At 43.0% G+C, this 16,471-nt stretch carries 13 protein-coding genes; 11 read left to right on the top strand and 2 right to left on the bottom strand.

Annotated features, from left to right (window positions below):
- Positions 1 to 85: 85 nt before the first annotated feature.
- On the top strand, positions 86 to 2,620 hold the full coding sequence (gene mutS / locus ADF68_RS01790; protein WP_049548393.1) for a DNA mismatch repair protein MutS: 2,535 nt from the start codon (positions 86 to 88) through the stop codon (positions 2,618 to 2,620).
- 41 nt (positions 2,621 to 2,661) lie between these two features.
- On the opposite strand, the gene ADF68_RS01795 is transcribed toward mutS, so the two are convergent.
- Together ADF68_RS01795 and ADF68_RS01800 are read right to left on the bottom strand one after the other, a co-directional pair.
- Entirely contained in the window at positions 2,662 to 3,120 is a 459-nt protein-coding gene (locus tag ADF68_RS01795) for a DUF3021 domain-containing protein (RefSeq protein ID WP_049548394.1), read from the bottom strand.
- Complete coding sequence (locus tag ADF68_RS01800) at positions 3,117 to 3,557, bottom strand: LytTR family DNA-binding domain-containing protein (RefSeq protein WP_049548395.1); 441 nt, start codon at positions 3,555 to 3,557, stop codon at positions 3,117 to 3,119. Before ADF68_RS01800 ends, ADF68_RS01795 begins: the two co-directional genes overlap by 4 nt.
- 343 nt (positions 3,558 to 3,900) lie before the next feature.
- Here ADF68_RS01800 and rpsL point away from each other — a divergent pair, with 343 nt between their 5' ends.
- From rpsL to queA, 10 genes are all read left to right on the top strand, one after another.
- Complete coding sequence (gene rpsL, locus ADF68_RS01805) at positions 3,901 to 4,317, top strand: 30S ribosomal protein S12 (RefSeq protein ID WP_001142333.1); 417 nt, start codon at positions 3,901 to 3,903, stop codon at positions 4,315 to 4,317.
- A gap of 19 nt (positions 4,318 to 4,336) precedes the next feature.
- Positions 4,337 to 4,807, top strand: a complete 471-nt coding sequence (gene rpsG, locus ADF68_RS01810) for a 30S ribosomal protein S7 (RefSeq protein ID WP_000087876.1) — start codon at positions 4,337 to 4,339, stop codon at positions 4,805 to 4,807.
- 388 nt (positions 4,808 to 5,195) lie between these two features.
- Positions 5,196 to 7,277, top strand: a complete 2,082-nt coding sequence (gene fusA, locus ADF68_RS01815) for an elongation factor G (protein WP_049548396.1) — start codon at positions 5,196 to 5,198, stop codon at positions 7,275 to 7,277.
- 113 nt (positions 7,278 to 7,390) lie between these two features.
- Positions 7,391 to 11,785: a PolC-type DNA polymerase III gene (locus ADF68_RS01820; RefSeq protein ID WP_049548397.1), complete on the top strand. Its 4,395-nt coding sequence runs from the start codon at positions 7,391 to 7,393 to the stop codon at positions 11,783 to 11,785.
- 37 nt (positions 11,786 to 11,822) lie between these two features.
- Complete coding sequence (locus tag ADF68_RS01825; protein WP_049548398.1) at positions 11,823 to 12,500, top strand: hypothetical protein; 678 nt, start codon at positions 11,823 to 11,825, stop codon at positions 12,498 to 12,500.
- A 13-nt stretch (positions 12,501 to 12,513) separates the two neighbouring features.
- Positions 12,514 to 12,672: a hypothetical protein gene (locus tag ADF68_RS11160; protein ID WP_049548402.1), complete on the top strand. Its 159-nt coding sequence runs from the start codon at positions 12,514 to 12,516 to the stop codon at positions 12,670 to 12,672.
- Positions 12,673 to 12,691: 19 nt separating this feature from the next.
- Entirely contained in the window at positions 12,692 to 13,933 is a 1,242-nt protein-coding gene (locus ADF68_RS01835) for an aminopeptidase (RefSeq protein ID WP_049548399.1), read from the top strand.
- Positions 13,934 to 13,942: 9 nt separating this feature from the next.
- Entirely contained in the window at positions 13,943 to 14,173 is a 231-nt protein-coding gene (locus ADF68_RS01840) for a GlsB/YeaQ/YmgE family stress response membrane protein (RefSeq protein WP_049504434.1), read from the top strand.
- 171 nt (positions 14,174 to 14,344) lie between these two features.
- On the top strand, positions 14,345 to 15,253 hold the full coding sequence (locus tag ADF68_RS01845) for a LysR family transcriptional regulator (RefSeq protein ID WP_049548400.1): 909 nt from the start codon (positions 14,345 to 14,347) through the stop codon (positions 15,251 to 15,253).
- Between the two features lie 39 nt (positions 15,254 to 15,292).
- Positions 15,293 to 16,321, top strand: coding sequence for a tRNA preQ1(34) S-adenosylmethionine ribosyltransferase-isomerase QueA (gene queA / locus ADF68_RS01850; RefSeq protein WP_049548401.1), 1,029 nt, complete (start codon positions 15,293 to 15,295; stop codon positions 16,319 to 16,321).
- Positions 16,322 to 16,471 lie beyond the last annotated feature (150 nt).

The following is a 16,471-nucleotide window of genomic DNA, read 5'->3' on the forward strand; positions in this document are numbered from 1 at the left end:
CTGTGCGGAGGTGGGACGACGAAATCGAATTCTAACGAATTACCGATTTCTGTCCCACTCTCTATTTTTAACAAGGAGAGAATGGATGATGACAGAAAAATTATCACCTGGCATGCAACAGTATGTGGATATAAAAAAACAATATCCAGATGCTTTTTTGCTCTTTCGTATGGGTGATTTTTATGAGTTATTTTACGAAGATGCAGTCAATGCTGCCCAGATACTAGAAATTTCATTAACCAGTCGCAATAAGAATGCTGACAATCCTATTCCCATGGCTGGAGTTCCTTATCACTCAGCACAACAGTATATTGATGTCCTAGTGGAGCGTGGCTACAAGGTTGCCATTGCTGAGCAGATGGAGGATCCTAAGCAGGCAGTAGGGGTTGTTAAGCGAGAGGTTGTACAGGTGATTACCCCTGGTACAGTCGTCGATAGTAGTAAACCAGATAGTCAAAACAACTTTTTGGTGGCTATCGACCGTGACAGTCAACAATTTGGTTTGGCATACATGGATCTGGTGACGGGTGATTTCTATGTGACAGGCTTATTGGATTTTACCCTGGTCTGTGGTGAAATCCGAAATCTTAAGGCCAGGGAAGTCGTCATCGGCTATGCCTTAAGCGAAGAGGAAGAACAGATTCTCGGCCGTCAAATGAACTTGGTACTTTCCTATGAGCAAGATTCATTTGAAGATGTACATCTACTAAATCCACGCTTGGCACCTGTTGAACAAGCTGCCAGCAGTAAGCTTCTCCAGTATGTCCATCGGACTCAGCTGAGAGAACTCAACCACTTAAAGCCAGTTGTTCGCTATGAAATCAAGGATTTCTTGCAGATGGATTATGCGACCAAGGCCAGTCTGGATCTAGTTGAAAATGCTCGCTCAGGTAAGAAACAAGGTAGTCTTTTCTGGTTGCTAGATGAAACTAAGACTGCTATGGGGATGCGTCTCCTACGCTCTTGGATCCACCGTCCCTTGATTGACAAGGACCGTATCCTTGAACGTCAGGAAGTTGTGCAGGTCTTTTTAGATTATTTCTTTGAGCGCAGTGATTTGACGGAAAGCCTAAAGGGAGTCTACGATATCGAGCGTCTGGCTAGTCGAGTATCTTTTGGAAAAAGCAATCCCAAGGACCTCTTGCAATTAGCGACTACCTTGGGCAGTGTCCCACGAATTCGAGCAATTTTAGAAGGGATGGAGCAACCAGCTCTAACTTATCTCATTGAACAACTAGATGCTATCCCTGAGTTGGAAAATCTCATAAGCGCAGCCATTGCCCCTGAGGCTCCTCATGTGATTACGGAGGGTGGGATTATTCGGACGGGCTTTGATGAGACCTTGGATAAATACCGTCGTGTGCTGAGAGAAGGAACCAGCTGGATAGCTGAGATTGAAGCCAAGGAGAGAGAAAACTCTGGCATCAGTACGCTCAAGATTGACTACAATAAAAAAGACGGCTACTATTTCCATGTGACCAATTCGCAGCTTGGTAACGTACCAGCCTACTTTTTCCGTAAGGCTACGCTAAAAAACTCGGAACGTTTTGGGACAGAGGAGTTGGCTCGTATCGAGGGAGAAATGTTAGAGGCGCGTGAGAAATCAGCAAACTTAGAGTACGAAATTTTTATGCGGATCCGTGAGGAGGTTGGCAAGTATATCCAACGCCTGCAAGCCCTAGCCCAAGGAATCGCTACTGTCGATGTCTTACAAGGCTTGGCAGTGGTAGCAGAAAATCAACACCTGCTTCGTCCAGAGTTTGGTCAGGACTCGCAAATTGACATTCAAAAAGGTCGTCATGCTGTCGTTGAGAAGGTCATGGGAGCCCAAACCTATATTCCCAACAGCATCCAAATGGATGAAGATACTAGCATCCAACTGATTACAGGACCTAACATGAGCGGGAAGTCAACCTATATGCGTCAGCTAGCTATGACAGCAGTCATGGCTCAGATAGGATCTTATGTTCCGGCAGAAAGTGCTCACTTGCCTATTTTTGATGCGATTTTTACCCGTATCGGGGCAGCAGATGACTTGGTTTCCGGTCAGTCAACCTTTATGGTCGAGATGATGGAAGCCAATAATGCCATTGCACATGCTACTGAAAAATCCCTGATTCTCTTTGATGAGTTGGGACGTGGAACGGCAACCTATGATGGCATGGCCTTGGCCCAGGCAATTATCGAGTATATTCATGAGTATATTGGAGCCAAGACTCTCTTTGCGACCCACTACCATGAATTGACTAGTTTGGAGACTAGTCTGGGACATCTGGTTAATGTCCACGTGGCTACGCTGGAGCAAAATGGTCAGGTTACCTTCCTTCACAAGATCGAAGCAGGACCAGCAGACAAATCATACGGTATTCACGTAGCTAAGATTGCAGGGTTACCGACAGATTTGCTAGTAAGGGCAGATGCAATATTAATGCAATTAGAGAGTCAAGGTCAGGAAAGTCCTGCTCCAATGAAACAAACACATGCAGTTTCTGAACAAATTTCCCTATTTGACTCGGCGGAAGAAAATCCTATCCTAGCAGAGTTGGCAGAAGTAGATGTTTACAATATGACACCGATGCAAGCCATGAACCTCTTGTTAGAATGGAAGCAAAAATTATAAGTCAAAAACCCACTCACGAAACGGAGTGGGATTCTTTTATATTATTTTTTCTGAGCTAATAGTTGGTTGATGTGGGCAACCTTCTTTGATTCTCTTTTATAGAGAATCGCCCAGATGATGAGATAGACGATGGCAAACTCTGGGATGAGTTGAAGGATGAAAGTCCAGCGAAGTGGAAACCAACCTGCCAGAATTGCTAGAGGAACAAAACCTAATAGCATGAGGAAGAAGTGAGTGACAGTCGCACGAAGAAGGCTCCAGTCTTTGGCAAAGAGACGGCTACCAAAACTAAAGAGGACTCCGATAGCTGCCCAGATGAGTGCACAGTAGAGTAAAACTAGAGCACCGTGAATCTGATGACTGGTCATGAATTGACCAATAGCTGACTCTGGACTAAGTGGCGCGTAGTTGCTTGGTGAATAGATAAAAGAAAAGATAATGGATAGGATGAGGCCGATGAGGATACCAGTTGTGGCATCGTGGAAAATTTGTTTTTTCATAGTTCTAATTTCTCCTTTATGGTTTTGAGGTAACGGCGAGATGAGTAGGTAAAACTTTCGTTTTTTAGATAGATTTCAATCAAGCCGTTAGAAGTTAGTTTTAGATGGTTGATAGCATCAATGTTGACAATTTCAGATTGGGAAATCTGGATAAAGGAAGCAGGCAAAATGTCAACTGCTTGGTAGAGACGGATATCAAGAGCATATGTCTGCTGATCAGTCTCGGCTAAGACCTTTCGATTTTCAATATAGATTCGTTGAATCTTACTAATCTGAATCAAGTAGACCTGGTCTTGGAATTTTCCTTTAAGAGTTTCGTTTTGATCCAGTGATTGAACAAAGTCTTGAACTTTTTGAACTCTAGGGGACAAAGATGGTGCTTCTATGATGATTTGTTCTTCGGCGTATTGTTGATCAATGTCAAGTCTAACTTTCATATTTTCTCCTTTGTAAAAGTTGTAATAGAGATCTCTTACTTACAAATCTATTAAACACCATTTTGTCGGCAAATACAAGAAGGTTTGTCTATGTGGTCGGTTGAAGAGTCTATCTGGCAGGTGACCGTTTTCATAGAATTTTTAGAGTAAAGAAGTCAAAAAATAAGTAGAAATATATTGACAAAAATAGAAAAAACGTGGTACAATAATAGACGGTACTTTTTACTTTTGGTCTCTCAAGAGTGTACAGGGACGTGCTGACAAATGTTGCAAAAGTACACACAGATGATAGCTGTCACCAAGTGTGTCATCACCAAAAATAAAAAAACACAGGAGAATGTAGATGCCTACAATTAACCAATTGGTTCGCAAACCGCGTAAATCAAAAGTAGAAAAATCTAAATCACCAGCTTTGAACGTTGGTTACAACAGTCATAAAAAAGTTCAAACAAACGTTTCTTCACCACAAAAACGTGGTGTTGCAACTCGTGTTGGAACAATGACACCTAAAAAACCTAACTCTGCCCTTCGTAAATTTGCTCGTGTACGTTTGAGCAACCTTATCGAAGTTACTGCCTACATCCCAGGTATCGGACACAACTTGCAAGAGCACAGTGTGGTGCTTCTTCGCGGTGGACGTGTAAAAGACCTTCCAGGGGTACGTTACCATATCGTCCGTGGTGCACTTGATACTGCAGGTGTTAACGATCGTAAACAAGGCCGTTCTAAATACGGTACTAAACGTCCGAAAAAAGCATAAGGAAAGGGGATAAAGAGAAATGAGTCGTAAAAATAGAGCTCCAAAACGTGACGTATTGCCAGATCCGCTTTACAATTCACAATTAGTTACTCGTCTTATCAACCGCGTTATGCTTGACGGTAAACGTGGTACAGCTGCTTCAATCGTTTACGGTGCTTTTGAACAAATCAAAGAAGTTACTGGTAACGATGCACTTGAAGTATTTGAAACAGCTATGGAAAACATCATGCCTGTACTTGAAGTACGTGCACGTCGTGTTGGTGGTTCTAACTACCAAGTCCCAGTTGAAGTTCGTCCAGAACGTCGTACAACACTTGGACTTCGTTGGTTGGTAACAATCGCTCGCCTTCGTGGTGAACACACAATGCAAGACCGTCTTGCAAAAGAAATCTTGGATGCTGCTAACAACACTGGTGCAGCAGTTAAGAAACGTGAAGACACTCACCGTATGGCTGAAGCTAACCGTGCCTTCGCACACTTCCGTTGGTAATATAGGATGCGAAAGCGTTAAGAAAGTCCCAGAGAAAATAGGGAATCGAAGCAGGTTGCGATTGCAACCAATGAGATTCATCTTTTTCTCCAGACTTTTAGCTTGAGCTCAACTAGATTATGATACCAAAAGCGGTAAAGGCCCAAGGCAAAAATAGGAAACTGATGCAGTGTTCCGTGAACACAAAGCAGTTTATCTTTTTTGCACCGGGCCTCGCTCGGGTTCAATTGAGCTCGGTCCGCTCTTAAGTTCACTTCAACTTAACATCTCGCAAGTTGAAACCAACAATAACATGAAAACATTGAGAACGGGTAGGTCCTGCCTATCCGTTTTTATTAAATCATGTTATAATAGAATAGAAATAAAAAATATAGGAGAAACAAACCTCATGGCACGCGAATTTTCACTTGAAAAAACTCGTAATATCGGTATCATGGCTCACGTCGATGCTGGTAAAACAACTACAACTGAGCGTATCCTTTACTACACTGGTAAAATCCACAAAATCGGTGAAACTCACGAAGGTGCGTCACAAATGGACTGGATGGAGCAAGAGCAAGAACGTGGTATCACTATCACATCTGCTGCGACAACAGCTCAATGGAACAACCACCGCGTAAACATCATCGACACACCAGGACACGTGGACTTCACTATCGAAGTACAACGTTCTCTTCGTGTATTGGACGGTGCGGTTACAGTTCTTGACTCACAATCAGGTGTTGAGCCTCAAACTGAAACAGTTTGGCGTCAAGCAACTGAGTACGGAGTTCCACGTATCGTATTTGCCAACAAAATGGACAAAATCGGTGCTGACTTCCTTTACTCAGTAAGCACACTTCACGATCGTCTTCAAGCAAATGCACACCCAATTCAATTGCCAATCGGTGCTGAAGATGACTTCCGTGGGATCATCGACTTGATCAAGATGAAAGCTGAAATCTATACTAACGACCTTGGTACAGATATCCTTGAAGAAGATATTCCAGCTGAATACCTTGAGCAAGCTCAAGAGTACCGTGAAAAATTGATCGAAGCAGTTGCTGAAACTGACGAAGAATTGATGATGAAATACCTCGAAGGTGAAGAAATCACTAACGAAGAATTGAAAGCTGGTATCCGTAAAGCGACTATCAACGTTGAATTCTTCCCAGTATTGTGTGGTTCTGCCTTCAAGAACAAAGGTGTTCAATTGATGCTTGATGCGGTTATCGACTACCTTCCAAGCCCACTTGACATCCCAGCGATCAAAGGTATCAATCCAGATACAGATGAAGAAGAAACTCGTCCTGCATCTGATGAAGAGCCATTTGCAGCTCTTGCCTTCAAGATCATGACTGACCCATTCGTAGGTCGTTTGACATTCTTCCGTGTTTACTCAGGTGTTCTTCAATCAGGTTCTTACGTATTGAACACTTCTAAAGGTAAACGTGAACGTATCGGACGTATCCTTCAAATGCACGCTAACAGCCGTCAAGAAATCGACACTGTTTACTCAGGTGATATCGCTGCTGCCGTTGGTTTGAAAGACACTACAACTGGTGACTCATTGACAGATGAAAAAGCTAAAATCATCCTTGAGTCAATCAACGTTCCAGAACCAGTTATCCAATTGATGGTTGAGCCTAAATCTAAAGCAGACCAAGACAAGATGGGTATTGCCCTTCAAAAATTGGCTGAAGAAGATCCAACATTCCGCGTTGAAACAAACGTTGAGACTGGTGAAACAGTTATCTCTGGTATGGGTGAGCTTCACCTTGACGTCCTTGTTGACCGTATGCGTCGTGAGTTCAAAGTTGAAGCGAACGTAGGTGCTCCTCAAGTATCTTACCGTGAAACATTCCGCGCTTCTACTCAAGCACGTGGATTCTTCAAACGTCAGTCTGGTGGTAAAGGTCAGTTCGGTGATGTATGGATTGAATTTACTCCAAACGAAGAAGGAAAAGGATTCGAATTCGAAAACGCAATCGTCGGTGGTGTGGTTCCTCGTGAATTTATCCCAGCGGTTGAAAAAGGTTTGGTAGAATCTATGGCTAACGGTGTTCTTGCTGGTTACCCAATGGTTGACGTTAAAGCTAAACTTTACGATGGTTCATACCACGATGTCGACTCATCTGAAACTGCCTTCAAGATCGCGGCTTCACTTGCCCTTAAAGAAGCTGCTAAGACTGCACAACCAGCTATCCTTGAGCCAATGATGCTTGTAACAATCACTGTTCCAGAAGAAAACCTTGGTGATGTTATGGGTCACGTAACTGCTCGTCGTGGACGTGTAGATGGTATGGAAGCACACGGTAACAGCCAAATCGTTCGTGCTTACGTTCCACTTGCTGAAATGTTCGGTTACGCAACAGTTCTTCGTTCTGCATCTCAAGGACGTGGTACTTTCATGATGGTATTCGATCACTACGAAGATGTACCTAAGTCAGTACAAGAAGAAATCATTAAGAAAAACAAAGGTGAAGACTAATTTGTCGTCACTAGAAAAGAAGTCACTTTGTGGCTTCTTTTTCTGTTTGGTAGAAATAGGAAAAAGTACCTCAAATATGGTAAAATAGAAGGAGTATATTGTGAGGAAAATGGATGTCAACCACTTTTGAAATTTTAATGAATCAGTTGGGAATACCCGCTGAAATGAGAAATCATGAGGCCTTCTCTCAGGCTGAAATAGAACAAGTTATTGTTCATAAACGAAGCAAAGTTTGGGAGTTTCGTTTTGTTTTTGAAAATATTTTGCCTTTTGAACTTTTTCTAGAGTTGAAAAGGGGCTTGAAAGAAGAATTCTCAAAAACAGGAAATCAGGCTAGTTTTGAGATAAAAACGAGAAATCAGGAATTTTCTAGAGAACTTTTACAAGCCTACTATCGAGAGGCTTTTTCGGAAGGTCCTTGTGCTAGTCAAGGTTTTCGTTCTATTTATCAGAATTTTCAGGTTCGCTTTGAAAATGATCAGTTGATTATTGAAGCCTCTGAAGCCGCAAATACAGAGCATTTTAGGAAAAATCATCTCCCGAATCTTAGTAAACAATTAGAGCTCTTTGGTTTTCCTAAACTTTCTTGTATTTTAGAAAAAAATGAAGAGCTGACAAGGGAAGAACAGGAAGCTTTCCATTCTGAAAATCAAATGATTGTTCAGGCTGCTAATGACGAGACACTTCGAGCCATGGAACAGTTAGAACAGATGGCACCGCCTCCTCCAGTTGAGGACAAACCTGTCTTTGATTTTCAATCCAAGAAGGCAGCAGCAAAACCTAAACTTGACAAGGCGGAGATTACTCCAATGATCGAGGTCAATACCGAAGAAAATCGTCTGGTTTTTGAAGGAGTCGTCTTTGATGTTGAGCATAAGGTGACTAGAACGGGTCGTGTCTTGATTAACTTCAAGATGACTGACTATACTTCTAGCTTCTCTATGCAAAAATGGGTCAAAAATGAAGAAGAAGCTCAGAAGTTTGACATGATCAAGAAAAATTCTTGGCTCCGTGTTCGAGGAAATGTCGAGGTCAATAATTTCACACGAGATTTGACCATGAATGTGCAAGATGTCCAGGAAGTAGTCCACTATGAGCGTAAGGACTTGATGCCAGAGGGTGAGCGTCGTGTTGAGTTTCATGCCCATACCAATATGTCGACTATGGATGCTTTGCCTGAGGTAGAAGAAATTGTTGCGACAGCTGCCAAATGGGGACACAAGGCGGTTGCTATTACAGATCATGGTAATGTTCAATCCTTCCCTCACGGCTATAAGGCCGCAAAGAAAGCTGGTATCCAGCTGATCTATGGGATGGAAGCCAATATCGTTGAAGACCGTGTACCTATCGCCTATAACGAAGTTGAGATGGATTTGTCTGAAGCAACCTATGTAGTCTTTGACGTAGAAACAACAGGTCTATCGGCTATCTATAATGACTTAATTCAGGTGGCGGCTTCCAAGATGTATAAGGGCAATATCATTGCTGAATTTGATGAATTTATCAATCCAGGGCATCCTTTGTCAGCTTTTACAACCGAATTGACAGGGATTACTGATGATCATGTAAAAAATGCTAAACCCTTGATTCAAGTTCTGAAAGAATTCCAAGAATTCTGTAAAGATACCGTTCTTGTAGCCCATAATGCAAGCTTTGACGTTGGTTTTATGAATGCCAACTATGAGCGTCACGGTCTTCCAAAAATTACTCAACCTGTTATTGATACGTTAGAGTTCGCTAGAAATCTCTATCCAGAGTACAAACGACATGGTTTGGGACCCTTGACCAAACGTTTTGGTGTAGCTTTAGAACACCACCATATGGCCAACTATGATGCGGAAGCAACTGGCCGTCTGCTCTTTATCTTTATCAAAGAAGTTGCAGAAAAACACGGCGTTACTAACTTGGCACGATTAAACCTTGATTTAATCAGTCCGGATTCTTATAAGAAAGCTCGTGTCAAGCATGCGACCATCTATGTGAAAAATCAAGTGGGCTTGAAAAATATCTTTAAGCTGGTTTCCCTCTCTAATACCCAGTATTTTGAAGGAGTTCCACGGATTCCACGTACGGTACTAGATGCCCATCGAGAAGGTTTGATCTTAGGTTCAGCCTGTACGGAAGGGGAAGTCTTTGATGCAGTCGTATCACAAGGTGTAGATGCGGCAGTAGAAGTAGCCAAATACTATGATTTTATCGAGGTCATGCCTCCAGCTATCTATGCGCCTCTGATTGCCAAAGAGCAGGTCAAGGATATGGAGGAACTTCAGACCATTATCAAGAGCTTGATTGAGGTCGGAGACCGTCTCGGTAAGCCAGTTCTTGCGACAGGAAACGTCCACTATATCGAACCTGAGGATGAGATTTATCGAGAAATCATCGTCCGCAGTCTCGGTCAGGGTGCCATGCTTAACCGAACGATCGGCCATGGAGAAGCTGCCCAGCCTGCTCCGCTACCAAAGGCACACTTTAGAACAACTAATGAAATGTTGGATGAATTTGCCTTTCTAGGGGAAGACTTGGCTCGCAAGATTGTCATTGAAAATACCAATGCCTTGGCAGAGATCTTTGAGCCTGTTGAGGTCGTTAAAGGTGATTTGTATACACCTTTCATTGACAAGGCTGAGGAAACGGTCGCCGAGTTAACCTATAAAAAAGCTTTTGAAATCTATGGAAATCCACTGCCAGATATCGTTGATTTACGAATTGAAAAAGAACTAACCTCTATCTTGGGGAATGGATTCGCCGTGATTTATCTAGCTTCGCAGATGCTAGTGCAGCGTTCCAACGAACGAGGCTACTTGGTTGGTTCACGTGGGTCTGTTGGATCCAGTTTTGTTGCGACTATGATTGGGATCACCGAGGTTAATCCTCTTTCTCCTCATTATGTCTGTGGTCAGTGTCAGTACAGTGAGTTTATCACAGATGGTTCTTACGGTTCAGGGTTTGATATGCCCAATAAAGACTGTCCAAACTGTGGTCACAAACTCAGCAAGAATGGCCAGGATATTCCTTTCGAGACCTTCCTTGGTTTTGATGGAGATAAGGTACCCGATATTGACTTGAACTTCTCTGGTGAGGATCAACCGAGCGCCCACTTGGATGTTCGTGATATCTTTGGGGAAGAATATGCCTTCCGTGCAGGAACGGTTGGAACGGTGGCTGCTAAGACCGCCTATGGATTTGTTAAGGGTTACGAGCGTGACTATGGCAAGTTCTACCGTGAGGCTGAAGTAGAACGCCTAGCCCAAGGAGCTGCCGGTGTCAAACGGACGACCGGTCAGCACCCAGGGGGAATCGTTGTTATTCCTAACTATATGGATGTCTATGACTTTACTCCAGTGCAGTATCCTGCCGATGATGTCACTGCTGAATGGCAAACGACTCACTTTAACTTCCACGATATCGATGAGAACGTCCTCAAGCTCGATGTTCTAGGACATGATGATCCGACCATGATTCGCAAGCTCCAAGACTTGTCAGGCATTGATCCAAATGATATCCCAATGGATGATCCTGGTGTCATGGCCCTCTTTTCAGGTACAGATATCCTTGGAGTGACACCTGAACAAATCGGGACTTCAACTGGTATGCTTGGAATTCCAGAGTTTGGAACTAACTTTGTTCGAGGCATGGTGGATGAAACCCATCCGACGACTTTTGCAGAGTTACTTCAGCTTTCTGGTCTGTCTCACGGTACCGATGTATGGTTGGGAAATGCCCAAGACTTGATTAAGACTGGAATTGCCGACCTATCAACCGTTATCGGATGTCGGGATGACATCATGGTTTACCTCATGCACGCTGGTCTAGATCCGAAGATGGCCTTTACCATCATGGAGCGAGTGCGTAAGGGCTTGTGGCTCAAAATTTCTGAAGAAGAGCGCAATGGTTATATCGAAGCCATGAAGGCCAATAATGTGCCTGAGTGGTATATCGAATCTTGTGGAAAAATCAAGTACATGTTCCCTAAAGCCCATGCGGCAGCCTACGTTATGATGGCCCTTCGCGTGGCCTACTTCAAGGTTCACCATCCGATTTATTATTACTGTGCTTACTTCTCAATCCGTGCCAAGGCCTTTGATATCAAGACCATGGGAGCGGGCTTGGATGCTATCAAGCGAAGAATGGAAGAAATCGCTGAAAAACGCAAGAACAATGAAGCTTCCAACGTAGAAATTGACCTCTACACAACACTTGAAATCGTCAATGAGATGTGGGAACGTGGCTTTAAGTTCGGCAAATTGGACCTCTATCGCAGTGATGCAACTGAATTTATCATCGATGGAGACACCCTCATCCCACCATTTGTCGCTATGGATGGGCTAGGCGAGAACGTTGCCAAGCAATTGGTTCGTGCCCGTCAAGAGGGAGAATTCCTCTCTAAAACTGAACTCCGCAAGCGTGGTGGACTCTCCTCAACCTTGGTTGAAAAGATGGATGAAATGGGAATTCTCGGTAATATGCCAGAGGATAATCAGTTGAGCTTGTTTGATGATTTGTTTTAATAGTTTGAAATGTCTTGTGTAGGTTTGAGGTTGTATCATGATGGAAAAGAAAAAAAGAGCAACACCCTGGAAACCAGGGAAAGTTATTTCTATATGTTTACGAAATGGCGTTTACGTATTAGCACAAATGGTGCGTGATCTCTATCTGGTATTTTTCAACCATTTTAACGAGGAAAATAATTGGAAGGGAGTGACCTTGAAAGAGGAGGATATCCTCTTTTGTAAGGCTGTTACTCGCCAGTTTCTACGCTGTAGTCCTGTAACGATTGTCAAAGAAGTTAACCCATTGTTAGATTATGCACTGCCTAAAGAATGGATTTATAGCCATATTGGAGGGCATCCTATTACTGTTTCGGTAAAGGGAAGGGAGCGCCAACTTGCTGGTTTTGGTAGACGTTGTTCTTTGGTTCTGGCGGATAAAGACAGTGGACTACCAGAAGATAATCCACTTATGGGGCTCTTCCAATCCTATATCATACCAGATATCAAAGAACAGGATTGGGATCGGGTAGGTCAGGCTGAACTTATGTCTATTGAAGTATTTCCAACACTCAACGAACGTCTCTATCTTTGCTTTCTTTATGGGAAAAATATAAATCCAGAACAAGATATCTCTTTAGGAAAGCCTCTACCTGATGACTATGAAACCTATATAGATATCCTCACAAATAGTCCAGAGGCACGACGCCTCTACCTAGGAGAGCATGAAGAATAAGAAAGGATATTTCATGAAACTAAGAATTTTCGCGGAAGACAAGCCAGCTGAGAAGGTGTTTGAGTACCAATTTGAACTTGCTGATCAGACAATTCTTCTATCGACAGCACTCTTGTCAGGTGCTATTGCTTTGGCAGGATTATTTTCTGCTTTGAAAGAAAAAGAAAAATAAAATAGAAAAGAGAAACAACATGGTTTTACCAAATTTTAAAGAAAATCTAGAAAAATATGCGAAATTGTTGGTTGCGAACGGAATTAATGTGCAACCTGGTCATACCTTGGCTCTCTCAATCGATGTGGAGCAACGTGAGTTGGCTCACTTAATCGTCAAAGAAGCCTATGCACTTGGAGCGCACGAAGTTATCGTCCAATGGGCAGATGACTTTGTAAACCGTGAGAAATTCCTCCACGCGCCGATGGAGCGTTTGGACAATGTACCAGAATACAAGATCGCTGAGATGAACTACCTTCTTGAAAACAAAGCAAGTCGTCTCGGTGTTCGTTCTTCTGATCCAGGTGCCTTGAACGGAGTGGATGCTGAAAAGCTCTCAGCTTCTGCTAAAGCTATGGGAATTGCAATGAAGCCAATGCGTATCGCAACTCAATCTAACAAGGTTAGCTGGACTGTAGCAGCAGCTGCTGGACTAGAGTGGGCTAAGAAAGTCTTTCCGAATGCTGCAAGCGACGAAGAAGCAGTCGATCTCCTTTGGGACCAAATCTTCAAAACTTGCCGTATCTACGAAGAAGATCCAGTTAAGGCTTGGGAAAAACATGCTGCTATCCTCAAGAGCAAGGCGGAAATGCTGAATAAAGAGCAATTCTCAGCACTTCACTACACTGCTCCTGGAACAGACTTGACACTTGGCTTGCCTAAGAACCACGTTTGGGAATCTGCCGGAGCAATCAATGCCCAAGGCGAAGGTTTCTTGCCAAATATGCCAACAGAAGAAGTCTTTACAGCTCCTGACTTCCGTCGCGCAGATGGTTATGTCAGTTCTACAAAACCTCTTAGCTACAATGGGAATATTATCGAAGGTATCAAAGTGACCTTTGAAAATGGTCAAATCGTTGATATCACAGCTGAAAAGGGTGACCAGGTTATGAAGGACCTTGTCTTTAAGAATGCTGGTGCGCGTGCCTTGGGTGAGTGTGCCTTGGTACCAGATCCAAGTCCAATTTCTCAGTCAGGGATTACCTTCTTTAACACCCTTTTCGATGAAAATGCTTCTAACCACTTGGCTATTGGTGCAGCTTACGCAACTAGCGTTGTTGGTGGAGCAGAGATGAGTGAAGAAGAGCTTGAAGCTGCAGGACTTAATCGTTCTGATGTTCACGTTGACTTTATGATTGGTTCTAACCAAATGGATATCGATGGTATCCGTGAGGATGGAACACGCGTACCACTCTTCCGCAATGGAGATTGGGCAATTTAAGGAGAAACTATGATTGGAAGTATGTTTGTCGGGCTTTTAATCGGACTACTAGCAGGAGCTATCACCAATCGTGGCGAACGCATGGGCTGCTTCGGGAAAATGTTTCTTGGCTGGATTGGTGCCTTTTTAGGACAATTAATCTTTGGTTCTTGGGGACCAAGTCTAAGCGGTACAGCCATTATCCCATCAGTTCTCGGGGCTATGATTTTGCTAGCCATTTTCTGGGAAAGAGGAAGCTGAGTTTCGATTAAAAAGCTTGTATAATAATAAAGATTAAAGGAGGTTGGAATTGTTTCAACCTCTTTTTAAAGTGCTAGATAAAGTCATTTGAAAGCACTCATCTAAGCTTAGCCACAGAGCTTTCAGTGACTGGTTCTTTTTATATTGCCTCAAGTATGGTACAATAAAAGCATGAGAATTCAACAATTACACTATATTATCAAAATTGTAGAGACTGGTTCGATGAATGAAGCAGCCAAGCAACTTTTCATTACGCAGCCTAGTCTGTCAAATGCAGTTCGTGACCTAGAAAATGAGATGGGAATTGAGATTTTTATCCGAAATCCCAAGGGAATCACCCTCACACGTGATGGGATGGAGTTTCTATCCTATGCCCGTCAGGTTGTCGAGCAAACGCAACTTCTAGAAGAACGCTATAAGAATCCAATCGCTCATCGCGAGCTTTTTAGTGTGTCTTCGCAGCACTATGCTTTTGTGGTCAATGCCTTTGTTTCCTTGCTCAAGAAAAGCGATATGGAAAAGTATGAGCTTTTTTTGCGTGAAACCAGAACCTGGGAGATTATCGATGATGTCAAGAACTTCCGAAGTGAAGTGGGAGTTCTCTTTTTAAATAGCTATAACCGAGATGTTCTTTCGAAGATGTTGGATGACAACCATCTGGTTGCCCATCATCTCTTTACAGCACAGCCCCATATCTTTGTCAGCAAGTCCAATCCGCTTGCCAAAAAAGACAAGGTGCAGCTGGCAGATCTAGAAGACTTCCCATACTTGAGTTATGACCAAGGAACCCATAATTCCTTCTATTTTTCAGAAGAGATTTTGTCACAAGAACACCACAAGAAATCCATCGTTGTTAGTGACCGTGCGACCTTGTTCAATCTCTTGATTGGTTTGGACGGCTATACCATCGCGACTGGTATCCTCAATAGTAATCTTAATGGAGACAATATTGTTTCTATTCCACTAGATATTGACGATCCCATTGAACTGGTTTATATCCAGCATGAGAAAACTAGCTTATCTAAGATGGGTGAACGCTTCATCGAGTATCTACTTGAAGAAGTTCGTTTTGATAGCTAATCGTAAGTACATTAGAAAAGAAAAGGAACTATGACTACAATGAATACAAATGATTTTGATTTTCACTTGCCAGAGGAGTTGATTGCACAAACACCTCTGGAAAAGCGTGATGCCTCTAAACTCTTGATGGTTAATCGCCAGACTGGGGAATTTCAAGATCGCCATTTTCACTCCATTATTGAAATGCTAGAGCCAGGTGATGCCCTGGTGATGAATGATACCCGTGTCTTGCCAGCCCGACTTCATGGTCAAAAGGAAGAAACAGGGGGCCATGTTGAACTCTTGCTTTTGAAAAATACAGCAGGAGACGAATGGGAAGTCTTGGCAAAACCTGCTAAACGTCTCAAGGTCGGTGCCCGCGTTGTCTTTGGTGATGGTCGACTAAGCGCAGTCGTTACTGAGGAATTAACCCATGGCGGCCGTATTGTCCGTTTTGAATATGAAGGGATTTTCCTAGAAGTACTTGAAAGTCTTGGAGAAATGCCCTTGCCTCCTTATATCCATGAAAAATTGGACGACCGTGAACGTTACCAGACAGTCTATGCCAAGGAGAGTGGATCAGCAGCAGCCCCGACTGCAGGTCTCCATTTTACCAAGGAATTACTGGAAGAAATTCAGCAAAAAGGAGTTCACTTAGTTTACTTGACCTTGCACGTTGGGCTTGGGACCTTTAGACCTGTTTCAGTAGATAATTTGGATGAGCATGAGATGCACTCAGAGTTTTATCAATTATCTGAGGAAGCTGCAGCGACTTTGAGACAGGTCAAAGAAAATGGTGGTCGTGTCATTGCTGTGGGGACAACCTCTATCCGTACGCTCGAAACTATCGGAAGCAAGTTTGATGGGCAAATCCAAGCAGACTCTGGCTGGACCAATATCTTTATCAAACCAGGCTATGACTGGAAGGTTGTGGATGCTTTTTCTACGAATTTCCATTTGCCTAAATCAACACTGGTTATGCTCGTTTCTGCCTTTGCAGGCCGTGAATTGGTCCTCGAAGCCTATCAGCATGCTATCGATGAAAAATACCGTTTCTTTAGCTTTGGCGATGCCATGTTTATCTATTAAAGCTATTGAAAAATTAAAGAAGATATAAAGAGAGACTGATTCATTCTTGGATCAGTTTTTTGCTTGATCTTACACAAAGTTACCAAAATATAGTCAATTGAAACAAGAACAAGACAAAAGAGCCTCGAAAAAAGTACTACAACTTGGCAA

Source organism: Streptococcus pseudopneumoniae (genome assembly GCF_001068775.1).
In the GTDB taxonomy this organism is placed as follows: domain Bacteria; phylum Bacillota; class Bacilli; order Lactobacillales; family Streptococcaceae; genus Streptococcus; species Streptococcus pseudopneumoniae_N.